Genomic DNA, 18,946 nt, shown 5'->3' with positions numbered 1-18,946 from the left:
GATGCTCCCCCGCCGCTCCCGCCTCTCCGTCCTCGTCTTCCTGCTGCCACCGCTCGTGGTCTACGGCCTGGCGGTGCTGCTGCCGATCGTGCAGTCGCTCGTCCTGAGCTTCTTCCGCTGGGACGGCATCACCGACATGGCCTTCGTCGGGCTCGACAACTACATCAAGATGCTGACCCGCGACGACGTCTTCTGGACCTCGTTCGGCAACGCCCTCGGCTATCTGGCGATCTGCCTCGTCCTGCAGCTCGGCGGCGCTCTGATCGTGGCGAGCCTGCTCACCGCCCTCCCGCGGTTCCGCGAGCTGGTCAAGACGCTCTACCTGCTGCCCGCGGTCATCTCGACGGTCGCGATCGCGATCCTGTTCCAGCGGATCTACTCGCTGGAGCCGCTGGGCCTGGTCAACCAGGCACTCAGCTGGATCGGGCTCGACGGCCTGCAGACCGCCTGGCTCTCGAACGTCTCGACCGTGCTCGCCGCCGTCTCGATCCCCGAGGGCTGGCGCTTCACCGGCCTCTACATGCTGATCATCTACGCCGCCCTGCTCGCGGTGCCGCGAGAGCTCGAGGAGGCGGCGCGGCTGGACGGCGCCACCTGGTGGCAGCTCTTCCGGCGGGTGCGCTTCCCCTACATCCGCCCGGTCTGGATCACGACGACGATCATGGCCACCACCTTCGCCCTGCGCGGGTTCGACATCCCGTACCTGCTCACCAACGGCGGACCGGGCCAGTCGTCCGAGCTGCTGACCACCTACATGTACAAGACGGCCTTCGTGCACACCGACTACGGCTACGCCAGCGCGATCTCGGTGTTCATCGTGATCGAGTGCCTGATCGCGGTCGGCGTCATCCTCCTGCTCCTGCGTCGAAGGGACGACTCATGACCACGCCCGTGCTCACCCGCCCGGCGGCGACGCCGTCCGCCTCCGCGCCCGGACCCCGCCCTCGCCGACCGCGCCGGTCCCCGCGGCTCCGGGTGCAGCGCACGCTGCTCACGGTGACGATCGTCGCGATCGTCCTCGTGCAGGTGTACCCGCTCGCCTGGCTGTTCCTGACCAGCTTCCGCACGGCGGCCGACTTCGCCGGCGGCGACCCCTTCGCGCTGCCCGCGGCGGTCACGCTCGAGAACTACTCCCGGGCCTTCGCCACCGGGAACCTGGGTCTGAACATCGTGAACAGCCTCATCGTCACCCTCGGCGCCAGCGCCGTCATCGTCGTGGCCGGCATGATGGCGGCGTTCGCCCTGCAGGTGCTCGGATTCCGGTTCAGCAGGCTCGTGCGATCGCTGTTCCTGCTCGGGATCATCGTCCCCGTGCAGATCGCGCTCGTCCCGCTGTTCATCGACTACTCGCAGGTCGGGCTCCTCGACACGCACCTGTCGATGATCATCCCGCTCGCCGCCTTCGCGCTGCCGATGGCGGTGTACCTCTTCTCGTCGTTCTACGAGTACATCCCCGCCGAGATGTACGAGGCGGCCTCGCTGGACGGAGCCGGGCCGTACCGGATCTTCCTCCGGATCACCTCGCCGCTCTCGGTCAACACCATCATCACGGTGGTGCTCGTCAACAGCATCTTCATCTGGAACGACTTCATCTTCGCCAACACCTTCGTCCTCTCGGACGGATTGAAGACCATTCCGCTCGGCCTGCAGAACTACATCGGTGCGATGGGGAACACTGACTGGACGGCCACCTTCGCGGCGGTCTGCGTGACGGTGACGCCACTGCTGCTGGTCTTCCTCGTCCTGAACAAGGCCATGATCCAAGGCCTGGAGAGCGGAGCGACCAAGGGATGAGCACGACGGACCACGGACGCAACGGACCGGTCGTCACCATGCGGGATGTGGCGAAGGCCGCCGGCGTGTCCGTGGCGACCGTCTCGCACGTCATCAACGACAAGCCGGGGGCCCGCATCGGCGAGGGTGCGCGCCTGCGGGTGCAGGAGGCGGTGGCCGCTCTCGGCTACCGCCCGAACGCCCTGGCGAAGACGCTCCGGCACGGGAGCTCTCGCTTCATCGGCCTCGTGGCCGACGCGATCGCGACCACTCCCTTCGCCGGCCAGATCATCCACGGCGCCCAGGACGAGGCCTGGAAGCACGGCTACGTCCTGCTGATCGCGAACACCGAGGGCGACCGCGCCGCCGAGGACGAGGCGATCGCGATGATGCTCGAGCACCAGGTGCACGGCATCCTCTACTCGACATGGGTCCACCGCGAGATCGTCGTCCCCGAGATGCTCCAGCAGGCCGGCACCGTTCTCGTCAACTGCTTCGCCCCCGGCAGTGGGCTGCCGGCGGTCGTGCCGGACGAGGAGCAGGGCGGGAGGACAGCAGCCGAGGAGCTGCTCGCCGCGGGCCACCGGCGCATCGCCTTCCTGAACACGACCACCGACTCCCCCGCGCGCAACGGCCGGCTGGCCGGCTACCGCGCCGCTCTCGCCGCGGCCGGGATCTCCTTCGACGTCGAGCTGGTCGTCGACACCTCCCCCGAGCAGGAGGGCGGCTACCTCGCGACGGAGCGCGTCCTCGCCTCCCGCGCCACCGCGGTCTTCTGCCACAACGACCGCGTGGCGATGGGTCTCTACGACGGACTCCGCGAGCGCGGACTGCGGATCCCCGAGGACGTCGCGGTGATCGGCTTCGACAACCAGGACGTCATCGCGGCGCACCTCCGCCCCCCGCTCAGCACTGTCGCGCTGCCGCACTACGAGCTCGGCGCCGCCGGTGTGCGCGCTCTTCTCGGCACTGAGCGCGGAGCCGCCGACCGCCCGCAGCTGATCCCCTGCCCACCCGTGCGACGCCGGTCGATCTGACCCGGAGGACCGTCCGTCGCGAGCGAGACCGGAGGGCACCGGCTCGCCCACCTCGGGCCTGCCCGAGAACCACGGCCTCGGCGCTCGCTCGGTCGAGCAGGCGTCTCTCGAATCCGGCCCGTCTTCGCAGATCGGACTTCAGCGGCTTTCGAAAGAATAGCGCGGACTTTCGCAAGAACGGCTTCTCGGACTTTCGAAAGAATAGCGTTCCCCGGCTTCGCGGGAACTCGCTCGAGAAGTACACGAAACGTTTCGTTTTCTTATTGACACGGGTGTTATCGGCTGCTTAGTCTCGTCCTCGTTCCGAATCACCGGCGATTGGATGCTCTCGACATGACGACCCGACCAGGGGCACGCGACGCCTGCACGGCGACCCGTCCGCCCCTCCTCCCGACACCGGTCGGCACGGCATGGTGATGCCGCTGACCGGCGCGCCCGGGACCACCGTCCCCGGCTCGACCGTGCCCGGCGCCCCCGGCCCGGAGGCGCCCGTCCCCGGCGGCCCGGCGTCGATCCGGGGCCGCTCGAACGCCCGCGGCTTCCGCGCCGCCCGGCGCAGCTTCCGGCGGCACTGGCAGCTCTACCTGCTGATCCTGCCGCCGCTGCTCTACTTCATCGTCTTCAAGTACGTGCCGATGTCGAACGCGATCATCGCGTTCAAGGACTACAACGTCATCGACGGCGTCTGGGGCAGCCCGTGGGTGGGCTTCAAGCACTTCGAGCGGTTCTTCTCGAACCCGATCTTCTGGACGCTGCTGAAGAACACCTTCCTGCTCTCCGCCTACGTGGTGCTGGCCGGCTTCCCGTTCCCGATCCTGCTCGCGCTCGCGCTGAACGAGGTGCGGCTGCGGTTCTTCCAGCGGACCGTGCAGATGGTCACCTACGCGCCGTACTTCATCTCCACGGTCGTCGTGATCTCGATGACGATCCTCTTCCTCTCGCCCAAGCTCGGCCCGGTCAGCGACGTCACGTCGTTCTTCGGACTCGGGGCGATCGACTTCCTCGGCGACCCGGACTTCTTCCGGCACATCTACGTCTTCAGCGACGTCTGGCAGACGACCGGCTATTCCGCCGTCCTCTATCTCGCGGCCCTCTCCTCCATCGACACCTCGCTCTACGAGGCCGCCCGGATGGACGGCGCGAGCCGGCTGCAGAAGATCTGGCACGTCGACATCCCGGGCATCATGCCCACGGCGATCACCATCCTGATCCTCGGCGTCGGCAATGTGATGGCGATCGGATTCGAGAAGGCCTTCCTCCTGCAGAACTCCCTCAATCTCTCGCAGTCCGAGATCATCCCCACCTACGTCTACAAAGTGGGTCTGCTCAACGCCGACTTCAGTCAGGCCGCAGCCATCGGGCTCTTCAACGGAATGATCAATCTGGTCCTGCTCCTGGGCGTCAACTCGCTCGCGAAGCGGATCACGGGACAGGGGCTCTGGTGACCGCACTCGACACGCCATCGACGACCGCTCACGAGGACGGCGAGGCCGCCCGGCCGCCGCGCCGCCGGCAGCGTGCGACCCGGATCAAGGACCCGATGGTCGACCGCGTCTTCATGATCGCCGTCTACGTCCTGCTCACGACGTTCCTGCTCGCAGTCCTCCTGCCGCTGCTCTACATCCTGGCCAGCTCGTTCAGCTCGCCGCTGGCCGTCTCGTCCGGCCGGGTGAGCTTCTGGCCGATCGACTTCACCCTCGAGGGCTACGAGCGCGCCCTCGGCGACTCGACGATCGTCACCGGCTTCGCCAACTCGCTCTTCTACACGGCCGCCGGCACCTTCGTCAGCCTCGCGCTGACCGTCGCGATCGCCTATCCGCTCTCGCGGAAGGACTTCTGGGGCCGCGGCGGGATCACCCTCGGCGTCATCTTCACGATGCTCTTCGCCGGCGGCATCATCCCCACCTATCTGGTGGTGCAGCAGCTCGGCCTGCTCGACACCCGCTGGGCGCTGATCCTCCCCCAGGCCGTCGGCGTCTGGCAGGTGATCATCGCCGTCGTCTTCTTCCGCTCCTCCATCCCGGACGAGCTGTACGAGGCGGCGCAGCTGGACGGCGCGAGCGATCTGCGCTTCCTCTGGACGATCGTGCTCCCGCTCTCGAAGCCGCTGCTCGCGGTGATCGCGCTGATGTACGCGATCTACCAGTGGAACTCCTACTTCGACGCACTGCTCTATCTCCGCGATCCAAGCCTCTATCCGCTGCAGCTCGTGCTGCGGAACGTCCTGATCCTCAATCAGGCGACACCGGGCATGGACGCGGCCGCGCAGATCGAGCGCCAGCAGCTCGCGGATCTCCTCAAGTACTCGCTGATCGTCATCTCGACGGTCCCGGTGATGATCCTCTACCCCTTCGTCGCCCGGTACTTCAACAAGGGCATCATGCTCGGCGCCGTCAAGGGCTGAGCACCCCGAGCACGGCCCGCACAGGGCCGACTCCCCCCGGTCGCGCGGAACTCCCCCGCGGCTCTCTCACCCATGGAAGGAAACACCTTGTTCTCTCGCACACAGCACGGCAGAGTCGCCGCGCGGAGGAAGCACCTCCTCCTCGGCGCCGTCCTCACCACCGCGATCATCGGGCTCACCGGCTGCACCGGCGAGAGCCCGGAGGCGGACCGCAAGGTCATCCGGATCTTCGGCGAGCAGGGCGCGCAGATCGACCTGAACACCAACTCGTTCACCAAGGTCCTCGAGGACGAGTTCGACGTCGACATCCAGTTCGAGACCACCTCGTACGGCGCGTCCGAGGCGGCCGAGGCGCGGCAGATCTCGCTCGCCGGCGGCGACCTGCCCGAGGCGTACATGCTCGTCCCGTGGGCCTCGCAGTTCAGCCGCGCCGAGCTCCAGCGCTACGGCGACCAGGGCCTGCTCGTGCAGCTCAACGACCTCATCGACGAGAACGGCCCGAACATCAAGGCGGCCCTCGACGCGGAGCCGGGCTTCAAGGAGCTCACCGAAACGCCGGACGGGAAGATCTGGGGCCTGCCGCAGTGGAACGACTGCTACCACTGCTCCTACCCGTACAAGTTCTGGATCAACACCGACTGGCTCGACACCCTCGGCCTCGCCGCTCCCACCACGCCCGACGAGTTCTTCGCGGTGATGCAGGCCTTCAAGACCCAGGACCCGAACGGCAACGGCCAGGCCGACGAGATCCCGCTGACCGGCAGCACCCAGCAGTCGCTTGTGCCGTACATCATGAACGCCTTCATCTACAACGCGTTCAACACCGGCTCCGGCGCGAACGGGCAGCCCGTCTCGCTCGGACTCGACGGCGACACCGTGCAGCTGCAGACCATGCAGGACGGCTGGCGCGACGGCCTGAAGTTCCTCCGCAAGCTGTGGGACGCCGGCCTGATCGACCCCGCCACCTTCTCGCAGGGCGGCGACCAGATGACCGCGACCGGCAACGCGGCGCAGGGCGTGCTCATCGGCGGCTTCACCGCCATCCACCCCGGCTTCGCCGTGACCATCGGCCAGGAGGACGGGCGCGACACGCAGTACGACCTGCTCCCGCCGCTGACGGGCCCCGGCGGCCAGAACGCCACCTTCCTGCTCCCGAGCGTCCCCGGCGCGACCTTCGTCGTGACCAAGGCGGCCGACGAGGTGGAGCAGAAGGTCATCGTCGAGATGATGGACTACCTGTTCTCGCCCGAGGGCCACGTCCGCGGCGAGTTCGGCGAGGAGGGCATCGGCTGGCGCGCCCCCGAGGAGGGCGAGATCGCGCTCGACCAGAGCCTCGAGCCGTCCCTCGTCGACACCAAGATGGACGAGTCGAACGAGGCCGACTACAACGGCAACTGGGGCCCGATGGCCCAGGTGTTCGACACGGCCGAGTTCCGCGCCAGCCAGGTCCAGCCGCTCGACATCTACACCGAGGCGGGCTTCGAGCGCCGCCTGTTCGAGGCGACCGACCAGTACGCCGGCAAGGAGTCCGACGCGATGTTCCCCTACTGGAACATCTGGGTCCCCTCCGAGGACGCGAGCGAGCTCTCCACCCTCACCGCCAACGTCGAGAGCAGCGTCGCCACGGCGACCGCCGAGTTCGTCACCGGCGTCCGCGACCCCGAGAGCGACGCCGACTGGCAGTCCTACCTCGACGCCCTGACCAGCCTCGGCGCCGACCGCTACGCCGAGATCTGGCAGAGCGCCTACGACCAGTAGCGGCTCACCCGTCCCCTCCCCTCGCCCGCGACCCGGGCGGAGGGAGGGGACTCCGTTGTCACCGCGCACCGCTGCACGCCCGACGCACCAAGCCCGACGCCCCACGCACGACGCACCCCAAGGAGCACCGCATGACCCTCGCCCAGGAGTGGAACGACCCCGACGTGTTCGAGTGGGGCACGGAGCCGGCGCACGCCGTGCTCACCCCCTTCGCCACGCTCGACGCCGCACTGGAGGGCGACCGCGCGAGCACGCCGCTCGCGCACAGCCTCGACGGCGACTGGCGCTTCCACTGGGCGCCGAACCCGGCCGGCCGCCTGGACGGCTTCGCGGCCGAGGACTGGGACGACTCGGCGTGGCCGACCGTCCCGGTCCCCGCCAGCTGGCAGCTGCACGGCTACGACTTCCCGATCGGCACCAATCTCGTGCTGCCCTGGACCGGCGCGAACGGGCGGCACGAGCAGCCGGACCCGCGCGGCGACTACCCGAACGCGCCGACCCTCTACAACCCGGTCGGCCAGTACCGCACCGCCTTCGAGCTGCCGGACGGCTGGGAGCAGCGCCGCACCTTCCTCCAGTTCGACGGCGTGGAGTCGGCCTGCTCGGTCTGGCTCAACGGGCACCGCCTCGGCTACCGGGAGGACAGCTACACGACCGGCGAGTTCGAGGTCACGGAGCACGTGCGGGCCGGCTCGAACGTCCTCGCCGTCGAGGTGCACCGCTGGTGCACGGGCTCCTACCTCGAGAACCAGGACAACGTCCGCCTCTCCGGGATCTTCCGGAGCGTGCGGCTGCTCTCGCGCGCGGCGGCGATGATCCGCGACGTCACGGTGCGCACCCCGCTCGATGACACGTTCACCGCCGGGTCGGTCGAGGTCTCGGTCGCGATCGACGCGCACGCCGGGGCGTCCGCGGCCGGTCTCGAGCTCCGCACGCGGCTGTTCGACGGCACCGCGCCGGGTGCGGCGGAGGTCGGCGGACAGAGTCGGACGGTCGCTCTCGACGCCGACGGACGCGCGGCGAGCCAGGCGAGCATCCCCGTCTCGTCCCCGCGACTCTGGTCCGCGGAGACGCCGGAGCTCTCCACGCTCCTCGTCGAGCTGAGCGACGCGACCGGCGCCGTCCTCGAGCGCGTCGCCGTGAGGGTCGGCTTCCGCCGCGTCGAGATCGTGGACGGCGTGCTGCTCGTGAACGGCCGGGCGGTCTCGCTCCGCGGCGTCAACCGGCACGAGTGGAGCCCGCGCACCGGCCGCACGCTGAGCCGCGACGACATGATCGCGGACATCCGGCTGATGAAGCAGAGCAACATCACCGCCGTCCGCACCTCGCACTACCCGAACGACCCGCGCTGGTACGACCTGGCCGACGAGTACGGGCTCTACCTCGTCGACGAGGCGAACAACGAGACGCACATCAACCGCATCGACGACGACGGGGCGCCCTTCCTGCCCGGCGACCGCCCCGAGCTGCGCGCGCCCCTGCTCCAGCGGATGCGGAGCATGGTCGAGCACGACAAGAACCACCCCAGCGTGATCGCCTGGTCGATCGGCAACGAGTCCGGAGTCGGCGCGAACCTGCAGGCGATGTACGAGTGGGCGAAGGAGCACGACCCGACCCGCCCCGTCAGCTACCAGGACCCCGTCGGCTCCGGCACCTGGGTCGTCCCGGCCGGTCTCTCGGACTTCGACGGCGACTTCTACCCGCCGGTCGCGCAGTTCGCCGAGCGCTCGCGCCGGGATCCGCGGCCCTACCTGCTGGTCGAGTACGCCTTCAGCCAGGGCAACACCTCCGGCTACCTCGAGGAGTACTGGGCGGCCGCGCGCGAGGACCCGCGCGCGATGCCCGGCGGCTTCCTCTGGGACTGGGCCGACAAGGGCCTGTACTGGCCGCGCCCCGACCGGCCCGAGGAGGAGTTCCTCGCCTACGGCGGCGACTGGGGCGACGAGCCGAACCAGGAGAGCGCCCACATGAGCGGCCTCGTCCTCGCCGACCGCACCCCGACCCCGAAGCTGGCCGAGGCGGCGCTCGCCTACCAGCCGGTCTCCGTCACCGCGGTCGATCTGCGCGCCGGCGAGCTCCTCGTCGCGAACGAGCACCTGTTCACCGGGCTCGACGGCTACGTCGTGCACTGGACCGTGTCGGCGGACGGCGAGCCGGTGCAGCAGGGCTCGCTGCCCGGCGCGGAGTGGGCGATCGGCCCGCAGGAGGAGGGGCGGGTCACGCTGCCCTACCTGCTGCCGGAGCCAGCTGCGCAGGACGCGGCGCGCGAGTGCCGCCTCGACGTGCAGCTGGCCCTCGCCGCGCCCACCGCCTGGGCGGAGGCGGGTCACGTCATCGCGCGCGCCCAGTTCGAGCTGCCCGTCGACGCCTCTGCGGCCCGCCGCCGGGCGTCGCGGGATCTGCCGCCGGTGACCGCGACCGAGGAGGGCACGGCGATCGTCGTGCGCGGGCCCGCGTTCTCGGCGACCGTCGACCGCTCCACCGGGCGCCTGACCTCGCTCCGCTACGGCGGTCGCGAGCGGCTCGCCGCGCCGCTGCTGCCGAACTTCTGGCGCACCCCGAACGACCCCGAGCTCTCCATCCCGGACATCCGGCTCGAGCGCCCGGAGCCGTCGCTGCCCTGGCGCGGCGTCGGCGAGGAGTGGGCGATCGATCGGGTCGACGTCGAGGAGACGCCGGGCGCCGTCCGCATCACGGTCGACGGGTCGGTGACCACGGCGGTGCCGTTCCGGCCGAGCGGCCGGGTGACGACCTCTCCGCAGTCGATCGTCTACACGATCCACGGCACGGGTCAGGTCGACGTGCTCTCCACCTTCTCGCCGGTCGAGGGCACGCCGAACCCGCAGGTCGTCGGCACCACGTTCGGGCTCGCGCCGGAGCTCTCGACCCTGCACTGGTACGGCCGCGGCCCGCACGAGTCGTCCGCCGACCGCCGGGCGTCGGCGTTCTTCGGCCGCTGGAGCGGTGCCGTCGACGACCAGCCGACCCGCTACAGCCGGCCGCAGGACAGTGCGAACAAGGCCGACACCCGCTGGGCCGCCCTCGTCGACGGCAGCGGCGCGGGCGTGCTCGTCCTGGCCGGCGACGGCACCTCCGGCGGCAGTGCGTCCGGCGGCAGTGCGTCCGGCGGCAGTGCGTCCGGCGGCAGCACGTCGGCCGGGAGCATGTTCTTCAACGCTCAGCCGAACAGCCCGGACGAGCTGGCCGACCGCAGGCACTGGCACGAGGTCCCCTCGTCGACGAGGACGGTCGTCCGGGTCGACGCCGCCCAGGAGGGCCTCCAGGGCGGCAACTGGGACGTGCAGACCCGCCCGGAGAAGTACAGCAACACCCCGGAGAAGGGCCCCTACCGCCAGCACTTCCGCCTCCTCCCCCTGCGCAGCGGCGAGGACCCGGCGTCGGTCGCCGCCGCCGCCGTGCCGACCGAGTCCCCTGTGTCGCAGCCTCGGCGGGTGCCCGCCTGACGGCGGCGGGTTTCGATGCGCCCTTCGGGCTACTCGACCAGCATGTGCGGACTCACACCGACGTCCTGCGCGCGATTCATGCTGATCGAGTAGTCCGCGGAGCGGGCGTATCGAGCGGAGGGGGCGACTCCGGCGCCAGCGCAGAGCGGGGAAGAGACCGACGTCCTCGGGTAGGAGGGTCTCGATACGCCCCTGCGGGGCTACTCGACCAGCATGTCTGCGGGCGTCTCTTCCAAGTAGATCCACCGCCCGGCACGACATCGGTCGCGAGGCGCGCTGCTCGACCAGCATGTGCGGACGTTCGCCGACATGCCTGCGGGCGATTCATGCTGATCGAGTAGCCCGCGCAGCGGGCGTATCGAGATCGACCGCTCTGCACGTCGTGGGTCTCGATACGCGCTGCGCGCTGCTCGACCGCATGTGCGGGCGCACGCCGGCGCACCCGACGCGCGGTTCAGGCAGCACGTGCGGGCTCACACCGACGCGTCCTGCGGGCGATTCATGCTGATCGAGTAGCCCGCGCAGCGGGCGTATCGAGATCCACCGTCGTCAGAACGGTGCGGGTACGTCCTCGAAGCGGGGCTTCGGTGGCGGGTCGGGCGGACGCCCGGGGAGTGCCGGTGGCCGGTTGCTGATCCGCCGGCCCGTCGGGCTCGTCCAGACGATCATTCCGTCGTCGCTTGTGACGTAGGTCCACTGGTCCCCGTGCCGGATGTGGTGGTGGGACGTGCAGAGCGAGACGAGGTTCTCCAAAGACGTCTCGCCGCCGTTGCGCCACTCGAGGGTGTGGTCGGCCTCGCTGGTCGCGGCGGGCCGGGTGCAGCCGGCGAAGCGGCAGGTCTGGTCCCGCAGCTGGAGGTGCAGGCGCATCTGCGGCGGCGGGACCCGGTGGGTGCGTCCCACGGAGACGACCGCGCCCGTCTCCGGATCGGTGAGGACCCGGGTGAACGAAGGAGCCGTGCGGATCAGCTCGCGGGCGATCTCGGCGGGGACCGGGCCGTATCCGTCGAGATCCGCGGGAGCGTCGTCGAGACCCACGGCGGTGGAGGCGGCGAGGGTCAGCCGGACCTCGGCGCGGATGCCGGGGACGAAGGTCGGGTCGGGCCGGTGCTCGGCGTTCGGCGTGGTTCCGGCGATGTCACCGTCGCAGAGCAGATCGACCGCCGCGTCCGCGCTCAACTGCTGAAGGGTGCGGGGGTCGCCGTCGTCGCGGAGGGTGCGCGCGATGCGGCGGAGGCGGTCGTAAGCGCCCGTCACCGCCGGCGCGGGAGCGTGGACGCAGAGGGTCGCCATGCCGTCGATGTCCGGGGTGACCCAGACGGCGCGGTCCTCCTTCGCGCGGGCGTGGCGTTCGGCGAGGGGCTGCTCGTGCAGCTCCTCGCGCCAGCGGCTGAGTGCGCGGCGCAGCTGCGTGGTCGTCATCGTGAGCGCGGCGACGGCTGCGCGTTCGTCGAGTGCGGAGCGGGAGGCCTCCGGGAGGCTGCTCGCGGTCCTGCAGACGGCCTCGCCGACCTCCCAGAGGATCCGACCGTCGCGGAGCAGGGCGCGGGTGAGGGGAAGGTGCTCCATCAGCATCTGCGCGGTCTCGAGCCGACGTGAGACCTCCCGCTCGGAGACGCCGATCGTGACCGCGAGCTCGGCGCGGATGGAGCGCTCGACCAGGTCCCGGGTCTCGCTCCGGGTCGCACCGCGGGCGAACGATTCCGGGACGGTGAGCGCGACGCGGTAGCCGCGGTGGATGCGTTCTGCGGCTCTCAGGCGCGTCGGGGATGCGGCGCGCTCGGCGGTCGCGGCGTCGGTGAAGCAGTCGCGCACCTCCGCGAGTGTTGCTGCGTTCTCATCTTCTGACATACGCGTATTGAAGCAGGAGCCACCGACACCGGAGGCGGAACCATCGGCTGATCGGGGACAACGCCGTCGGATCGCGAGTGTGGAGGAGACTCGCTCCCGGATGTCTCGGTGATGGTGGGTCTCGATACGCCGCCGGAGGCGGCTACTCGACCAGCATGCAAGGGCTGCCGGACGCGGCTACTCGACGAGCATGCAGGGGCCGCCGGAGGCGGCTACTCGACCAGCACGGGTGGGTCTACTTGGAAGAGAGGTCCGCAGACATGCTGGTCGAGTAGCCCCGAAGGGGCGTATCGAGACCCACCCACCGTGAGGACGGCCGTCTCTTACCCGCCATGCGCCGGCGCCGAAGCGCCCCCTCCGCTCGACACACCGTTGGAGGCAGTTGCTCGACCAGCACGACGGGCTGCCTCGGTGGCTCTTCGGGACAGCAGGAGTGGCCGTGTCGGTGGCTGCTCGACCGGCAGGAGCGGCCACCCTGCGGGCTGACCGGCGACCGCGCGGGGCCCCGGCACCGCCTCGTGGCGACCACGGTCCCCGTCCCGACCGCGGTGCGCGCGTGGGTCCGGGTGGCGTCGCCGTCAGCGCCGGGTGAGGAGCGCGACGTGGATCTCCTCCGCGAGGAGGTCCAGCGCTCGCGCGTGAGCGGCGAGGGAGTCCCGGCCGGCACGGGTGATCGAGAACTGCGCGATGCGCAGCAGCATCGTCCGGCGGTGTCCTTCGAGCAGCACCAGTCCTCGGTTCGCGAGCTCGCGGAGTCGTGACCGCAACTGCACGAGGCCGATCCGGTGATCCACTCGGACCGCCAGAGCCGACAGCAGGCGCGACTCATCGCAGTTCACGCCTCGCGCGAGCTCGATGAGGATCAGGGCGTCGAGGGACCGGCCGGCGGCGCAGGAGCGGCAGGTGCTGGGAACCGCGTCAGGGCGGAAGGCTGCCATCAGGAACGGAGGCCGAGTGATCGGGGGTGCGGTGAGCGCAAGGTCATCCCTGGGGGAAAGGGGCGGGCGGTGGCGGGCGGGGACGTCGGCGTGCTGATCGAGGAGGCCGCGGAGCGGGTGGGTCGAGATCCACCGTGGTCGGCGAGGTGGGTCTCGATACGCCGCCTGCGGCGGCTACTCGACCAGCATGAAGCGCACGCGCCGCCGGGGCGCCCACTCGACCAGCAGGGAAGGGGCACGACGGCGGCTGCTCGGCCGGCGTGCGCCGGGTCACTCGAAGAGGGAGAGGGTGAGGGTGGAGCTGTAGTCGCCCGCCTCGACGGTGGTGGGGGTCTTGAGGGTCAGGGCCGCGTTCGCGGTCCAGGAGCCCTCGGCGGCGACGCCGGCGCTGTCGTTGGTGATGGCGAGGAGTTCCTGGTCGACGAGGCCGACGCCGTCGGGGCCGCCGTCGAGGGCGGTGTCGACGACGTCGCCCTCCGCGACGAGACCGGAGTCGCCGCCGTCGATCAGGTTCGGCGCCCAGCCCAGGTTCTCCGCGCCGATGGTGTCGCCGGTCGACGAGACGAAGTCGCTCGCCGTGCCGAGCACGTACCAGCCGGCGCCGGCGGGGATGTCGGCCGCGTCGCGGGTGTCGGTGACGGTGACCGTGGGCAGCGTGCCGGTGAACTGGCGGGCCACGCTGTTCGAGCCGTTCTCGGTCAGCGCGGTGGAGTCGCTCGCGACGGTCATCGAGAGGGCGCCGCCGCCGGTGAGCGGCGCGATCTGCACGTTGACGTCGACGTCGTCGGCGCCCTGCTGCTCGTCGGCGAAGGCGGTGCCGGCGACGCCGAGCAGGAGCAGGCCTCCGGCGAGACCGGCGGTTCCGCGGAGGAGGAAGGAGCGAGCCGTGGAGGTGTGGTTCTGCATGCGGGTGTTCTCCGTTCTCGAGACGGCAGCTTCGCCGTCCGGTTCAGTGGTGTCGGGTGGTCGGTCGGGTCGTGGAAGGAACAGGGTTCAGCCGCAGCTCGCCGCCGCGTACGGCGCGGTGGCCGTCGCGGCGGCGGGCTTGCCCGCGACGAACGCGGTCGCCGTGGCGGTCGCGGAGCCGGCGGGCAGCGCAGCGGTGCGGGTCGTGAACGAGTGGGTGACGCTCTTGCCGGCGGCCACCTCCGCGAACGTCTTCGAGCCCGAGGTCGAGGTGACGACCATCTTCACCGGGAAGGCGTTCGGGTTCGTCGCGACGACCGAGAGGACGACCTTGCCCTGCACGCAGCGGGTCGACGCCGTGGCCGTCGCCGCGATCGCGGGGGCCGCCGGGGGCGCCGTAGCCGTGATCGTCGCCACGGCGAGGGTCGCCGACGAGTTCTGCAGCCGTCCCGTCACCTGGACGCTGTCGCCGGCCTTCTTCAGCCCTGAGAGGTCGGCCGTGCGCCAGGTCACGCCGACGGTCTCGCTGTGACCGTCCCGGAAGCCGGCCGAGACGGTGGCGGGCAGTGCCACCGTCGTGGCGCCGACCGGGGCGGTGGCGGCGACGGGCTTCACCGAGGTGACCAGGAGGGCCGGGTTCCACTTCGCCGCGAGCGCGTCGCGCTCCTTCGCCGTGATCGACACCACGGAGCCGTGCCGGGGCGAGCTCGGCAGCGAGAACGCGGCGGGGTACGTCCACTGGATGTCGCCCTCGAGCGAGTTCGTCGCGAGCGGGATGTACCCCACTCCCCCGTAGTTGTCGACCCAGAGGAAGTACCGGTAGCCGCTGGTGTCGCCGGGGTTCGCGCGGAAGATCTCGGGACCCTCCACCTCGGGGGTGCCGGCGGTGCGGCCGATGCAGGTGTCGATGAGGCTCCAGGCGCCGGAGGCGGTGGTGGCGCGGAGGTCGCTGGAGCGCTGGCCGATGATGTCCGGTGACGGGCACCCGGAGGACTGGGTGGCCTTGGTGAAGCGGTAGTACTGATCGCCCTCCCTGAGCACGGTCGCGTCGATCAGGCCGTTGCCCTTGTTCAGCCCGGCGACGTCGGCGGAGGCGAACCACGGCTCGGGCTCGGTGAAGGTGCGGAAGTCGCGGGTGATCGAGGTGACGATCTGCGGCCCGTTGCCGTCGGGCCGGGTGCGCGCGTCGTCGAGGTACATCGAGGAGGTCCAGTAGACGACGTAGGCGTCGATGGCCGGGTCGTAGGTCGCCTCGGGCGCCCAGGTCATCCCGGCGTTCGGGACGCTGACCTCGATGTGGCGCTGCTCGCCCCAGTTCACGAGATCGGTGGACTCCCAGACCTCCAGGTGGCGGCTGCCGTTGCTGGTCGCCTCTCCCCAGCCCGAGCGGCCGACGGAGAGGTCGGTCGCGATGAGGAAGAAGCGATCGCCCTCGGCCGAGCGCAGGATGTACGGGTCTCGGAGCCCCTGGGTCCCCTTGGTCGAGGTGAGGACCGGCTGGGCGTCGTTGAGGGTCTTCCACTGCAGGGCGTTGTCGCCGTCGGACGTCGCGAAGCGCAGCTTCTCGCCCTCGACGCTGTCGCCGGTGAAGTAGACGAACAGGTAGGCGTCCAGGTCGGCCGGGTCCAGAGGCGAGGCGGCGAGCACCGTGACCGGCAGCGACACCGTGACCGGGGTCGTCCCGGTGACGCGCACGGTGGCGGTCAGGGTGACGGCGGTGTCGGTGCTCCCGCGGGTGACCGAGCCCTTCCGGACGACGTCCGGCTCCGCGCCCTCATCGACGGCGCTGACGACGGTCGGAACGGAGGAGGACCACTCGATCACCGCGTCCGCGGCTCCCGCTCGGGAGGCGACCGCGTCGAGCTCGGCTCCCGAGTCGGGCAGCGAGAGACTGCCGCGGACCGGCCCCTGCAGCGCCGGGTCGCTGCGCACGGCGTCGGCGACGGCGCGAGCGAGCTCGGCCTGCGCGCTGTCACCGGCGGCGAACGCCTTCACGGTGACGGTGGTCGGTGAGCCGATGACGGTCGCCGCCCCGTGGGTGGCGGTCGGGGTCAGCTGCACGACGGCATCGGAGCTGCCGGCGGCCGGCCGGGTGACCGCTCCGGTGCTGGAGACCGTGCGGGGAGCGCTGGAAGACCAGGTGAGAGTCGAGCCGTTCGCGCCGCCGGCGGGGAGGGAGAGATCCGCGGTGACAGCGGACGTGCCGCCGAGCGACACCGCCGCGTCCTTGGTCGCGAGCGCCGAGTGGACATCCGCGGCGCTCTGCTGGACCTGCTCGGCGGACAGCGCGGAGGACCACACTCGGACGTCGTCGAGTGCACCGGCCCAGAAGGCGTCGGCGCCGTAGAACGACTTGCCGAGGTAGCCCGAGAAGGTGCTGGAGCCGATCGCGGCCACCGCGGTGGAGGTCGTCACCCCACGCCCGACGAGGCTGCCGTCGAGGTAGGTCGAGACGGAGTCGCCGCCGTCGACGACGACGGCCATGTGGACCCAGCGGGCGGCGGGGACCGGAGCCGGAGCGGACGCGCGCACCTCGGTGCCGTTCGTGAGGGCCCCGTAGGCGGACGCGCCGCACTGCGTGGTCGCGAGCAGGTGCGCGGAGACGCCCGACCCCAGGGTGAAGGGCCAGGTGCACTCCGGCGAGCCGCTCCAGAGCAGCCACGCGGACATCGTGACGTCCACCGTGCCGGCCGGGATCAGCCCCGGGGCGATCCGGAGGGAGGCGGCGGTCGATCCGCTCGCGCCTCCGGGGAGGGAGAGCGCGCGATCGGAGGCGGAACCGGAGGGCCCGGCGACCGAGCGGGCTCCGGACCCGACGACGGTTCCGGGGTGCGGACTCGAGGCTCCGTCCGCGACGATCGCCCCGTCAGGGATCGCTGACCCGACGGCAGACGAGGTCCCGCTCTCGTCGAAGCTGTAGCGCAGGATCGGCTCCGGCACGGTGGTCGCCGCGCCGGCTGCTCCGAGCGGGGTCATCGCCCCGCTCAGCAGCAGTGCGGCGATCGCCAGGGTCGACCAGCCGGCCCTGCGTCGTCGGCCGCGGGCCGACTCGGCGGAGGGGCGTCCGGGACGCGGAAGTCGTGACGTCATCAGTGACGCATCCTCTCGGGCTCTGCTTCGAACCATCGGCCGGCCGCGGACGGAGGAGTGTCGTCCCGGTGGCGGCGGCTTCACCGTAGCAAGAGATTGTTCACGGTAACAAGTTGAATATCCATTCCGCGAATAACGGACACTTGTCGGCATTCGGAACGCGTATCGGACGCTCATCGGCCACAAAGCCGAATGGCGCTCGGAATGGAGACTTGTCCCCCAGTCGGGGCGTCATTCCGGCTTGACAGCAGTCGTCCGGCACGCACAAGATCGGACCAGGAGGAGTGTTCACGATAACAATCTGCTCGTCCTCGAAAGATCCGGAGGCCGGCCTCTCCATCGCGTCGAGTCGCGTCTTTCGACCTTCTGAAGAGTGCGCCGAAAAGCCGGATCAATGATCTTCTCACCGTATCCGCGGTGGACCGGATCAGTACGTCGACCACCCGCTAGGGCGGCCGAAGAACCTGAAAGGCATTGCATGTCCAGGACAGTGAAGTCCACCATCAAGACACGCCTACTCGGAACGATGACGGCCGCGCTGATCGCGAGCCTGACCACCCTCGGCGTCGCCGCTCCTGCCGAGGCCGCGACCGCGCCCGTCGGGGTCGGCGCTGCCCAGGAGATCCGCAATCAGCACAGCAGCATGTGTCTGGACGATTTCGACTTCGTCACTCAGCCGGGTGCCGAAGTCCGCCAGTGGAGCTGCTCGGAATCGAGCAATCAGCGCTGGCAGATCCGTGATCTGGGAACCGGGTATGCCGAGATCAAGAACGTCTTCAGCAACCTCTGCTTGGACGACTACAACTTCGGATCCACTCCCGGCGCCGAGGTGCGGCAGTGGACCTGCACGGGAGCCACCAACCAGCAGTGGCAGATCACGGACGTCGGCGGCGGATCCAGCCAGATCCTCAACCGGCACAGCAACCTCTGCCTCGACGACAGGGACTTCGCTCAGACCGACGGCGCCGCGATCCAGCAGTGGACCTGCACCGGTTCGAAGGTGCAGCGGTGGAGCATCACCGACCCGACCGTGCAGAAGATGACCTACGCCCTCGTCCGCTCGGCGAACCCCTCCGCCGACGAGCTCGACGCCTACGCCCGGATCACCGACGCGATGGATCGGGCGGTCGCGCGCTACAACCGCCTCTCGAACATCGACCGGTTCTACACCGTCTACTACGTGCCCGGCGTGCCCACCGCCGACGCGAACCCGAACGGCACCATCCGCTTCGGCGCCGACCGCGGCTACATGCAGGAGGGCACCGCCCTGCACGAGCTCTCGCACACCGTCGGAGTCGGCTACGACGCCTTCGTCGACCGCTGCCAGAACAACGGCTGGACCTCGGCCCTTCCGCTGCTGCGCACCTGGGACGGCCCCACCGCGACCATCAACTGCGGCGGCGGCCACATGTGGCCTTACGGCCTGAACTACAACCCCGAGTACAACGAGCTCGGCTTCGAGCGCCATGTGAAGCTCGTGCAGGCCATGCTCTCCGACGGAATGTAGTCCGAGACATCGACCTGCGGGCCCCGGCCCGGCGAGCGACCTCAGCGCGAGGTCGCTTCGCCGGGCCGGGGCCTTCCGTCTTCTCCTGCCACGTCACGATTCCGGAAGAGTCGAGGCCGCGCCCGCAGCGCATTCCGGAATCACTCGGATGCTCGACATCCTTCACCGCCATTGCCATTTGCCTTGCTATTGCTATTGCTATTGCTACTGCTCTTGCC

The 18,946-nt window shown here is 70.2% G+C and carries 12 protein-coding genes; 8 read left to right on the top strand and 4 right to left on the bottom strand.

The annotated features are described in order from the left end of the window. Position 1: 1 nt before the first annotated feature. The 7 genes from C1I64_RS06625 (at position 2) to C1I64_RS06595 (ending at position 10,436) form a co-directional block, all read left to right on the top strand. A complete protein-coding gene (locus tag C1I64_RS06625) occupies positions 2-883 on the top strand; it encodes a carbohydrate ABC transporter permease (RefSeq protein ID WP_127888481.1) in 882 nt (293 codons plus the stop codon). Further along, positions 880-1,794: a carbohydrate ABC transporter permease gene (locus tag C1I64_RS06620; RefSeq protein WP_425272897.1), complete on the top strand. Its 915-nt coding sequence runs from the start codon at positions 880-882 to the stop codon at positions 1,792-1,794. Before C1I64_RS06625 ends, C1I64_RS06620 begins: the two co-directional genes overlap by 4 nt. Beyond that, positions 1,791-2,810 (top strand): LacI family DNA-binding transcriptional regulator, encoded by a 1,020-nt coding sequence (locus C1I64_RS06615; RefSeq protein WP_127886647.1) that lies wholly within the window; start codon positions 1,791-1,793, stop codon positions 2,808-2,810. Before C1I64_RS06620 ends, C1I64_RS06615 begins: the two co-directional genes overlap by 4 nt. 410 nt (positions 2,811-3,220) lie before the next feature. Beyond that, a complete protein-coding gene (locus C1I64_RS06610) occupies positions 3,221-4,255 on the top strand; it encodes an ABC transporter permease (RefSeq protein ID WP_243581908.1) in 1,035 nt (344 codons plus the stop codon). Continuing rightward, positions 4,252-5,214: a carbohydrate ABC transporter permease gene (locus C1I64_RS06605; protein WP_244209413.1), complete on the top strand. Its 963-nt coding sequence runs from the start codon at positions 4,252-4,254 to the stop codon at positions 5,212-5,214. Before C1I64_RS06610 ends, C1I64_RS06605 begins: the two co-directional genes overlap by 4 nt. A gap of 87 nt (positions 5,215-5,301) precedes the next feature. Then, entirely contained in the window at positions 5,302-6,972 is a 1,671-nt protein-coding gene (locus C1I64_RS06600; protein ID WP_164874466.1) for a type 2 periplasmic-binding domain-containing protein, read from the top strand. Between the two features lie 131 nt (positions 6,973-7,103). Beyond that, entirely contained in the window at positions 7,104-10,436 is a 3,333-nt protein-coding gene (locus C1I64_RS06595; RefSeq protein ID WP_127886646.1) for a glycoside hydrolase family 2 TIM barrel-domain containing protein, read from the top strand. Between the two features lie 549 nt (positions 10,437-10,985). Here the strand turns inward: C1I64_RS06595 and C1I64_RS06590 are convergent. The 4 genes from C1I64_RS06590 to C1I64_RS06580 form a co-directional block, all read right to left on the bottom strand. Further along, positions 10,986-12,287, bottom strand: coding sequence for an HNH endonuclease (locus C1I64_RS06590; RefSeq protein WP_127886645.1), 1,302 nt, complete (start codon positions 12,285-12,287; stop codon positions 10,986-10,988). 578 nt (positions 12,288-12,865) lie between these two features. Further along, positions 12,866-13,015: a hypothetical protein gene (locus C1I64_RS19990; protein WP_164874465.1), complete on the bottom strand. Its 150-nt coding sequence runs from the start codon at positions 13,013-13,015 to the stop codon at positions 12,866-12,868. A 480-nt stretch (positions 13,016-13,495) separates the two neighbouring features. Beyond that, positions 13,496-14,131 carry a hypothetical protein gene (locus C1I64_RS06585; RefSeq protein ID WP_127886644.1) on the bottom strand — a complete coding sequence of 212 codons (636 nt, stop codon included), beginning with the start codon at positions 14,129-14,131 and terminating at the stop codon, positions 13,496-13,498. Positions 14,132-14,218: 87 nt separating this feature from the next. After that, positions 14,219-17,221, bottom strand: coding sequence for a LamG-like jellyroll fold domain-containing protein (locus C1I64_RS06580; RefSeq protein WP_164874464.1), 3,003 nt, complete (start codon positions 17,219-17,221; stop codon positions 14,219-14,221). Between the two features lie 478 nt (positions 17,222-17,699). Here C1I64_RS06580 and C1I64_RS06575 point away from each other — a divergent pair, with 478 nt between their 5' ends. After that, a complete protein-coding gene (locus C1I64_RS06575; RefSeq protein WP_164874463.1) occupies positions 17,700-18,728 on the top strand; it encodes an RICIN domain-containing protein in 1,029 nt (342 codons plus the stop codon). The last annotated feature ends 218 nt before the right edge of the window (positions 18,729-18,946 follow it).

This window comes from Rathayibacter festucae DSM 15932, from assembly GCF_004011135.1.
Lineage (GTDB): Bacteria > Actinomycetota > Actinomycetes > Actinomycetales > Microbacteriaceae > Rathayibacter > Rathayibacter festucae.
This window is presented reverse-complemented; position numbering and strand designations above follow the sequence as displayed.

Bases quoted from the DNA above. Each gene is read 5' to 3' on its own strand.
- C1I64_RS06625 (WP_127888481.1), top strand. From the start codon at position 2: ATGCTCCCCCGCCGCTCCCGCCTCTCCGTCCTCGTCTTCCTGCTGCCA.
- C1I64_RS06620 (WP_425272897.1), top strand. From the start codon at position 880: ATGACCACGCCCGTGCTCACCCGCCCGGCGGCGACGCCGTCCGCCTCC.
- C1I64_RS06615 (WP_127886647.1), top strand. From the start codon at position 1,791: ATGAGCACGACGGACCACGGACGCAACGGACCGGTCGTCACCATGCGG.
- C1I64_RS06610 (WP_243581908.1), top strand. From the start codon at position 3,221: ATGGTGATGCCGCTGACCGGCGCGCCCGGGACCACCGTCCCCGGCTCG.
- C1I64_RS06595 (WP_127886646.1), top strand. From the start codon at position 7,104: ATGACCCTCGCCCAGGAGTGGAACGACCCCGACGTGTTCGAGTGGGGC.
- C1I64_RS06590 (WP_127886645.1), bottom strand. From the start codon at position 12,287: ATGTCAGAAGATGAGAACGCAGCAACACTCGCGGAGGTGCGCGACTGC.
- C1I64_RS06585 (WP_127886644.1), bottom strand. From the start codon at position 14,131: ATGCAGAACCACACCTCCACGGCTCGCTCCTTCCTCCTCCGCGGAACC.
- C1I64_RS06580 (WP_164874464.1), bottom strand. From the start codon at position 17,221: ATGACGTCACGACTTCCGCGTCCCGGACGCCCCTCCGCCGAGTCGGCC.
- C1I64_RS06575 (WP_164874463.1), top strand. From the start codon at position 17,700: ATGTCCAGGACAGTGAAGTCCACCATCAAGACACGCCTACTCGGAACG.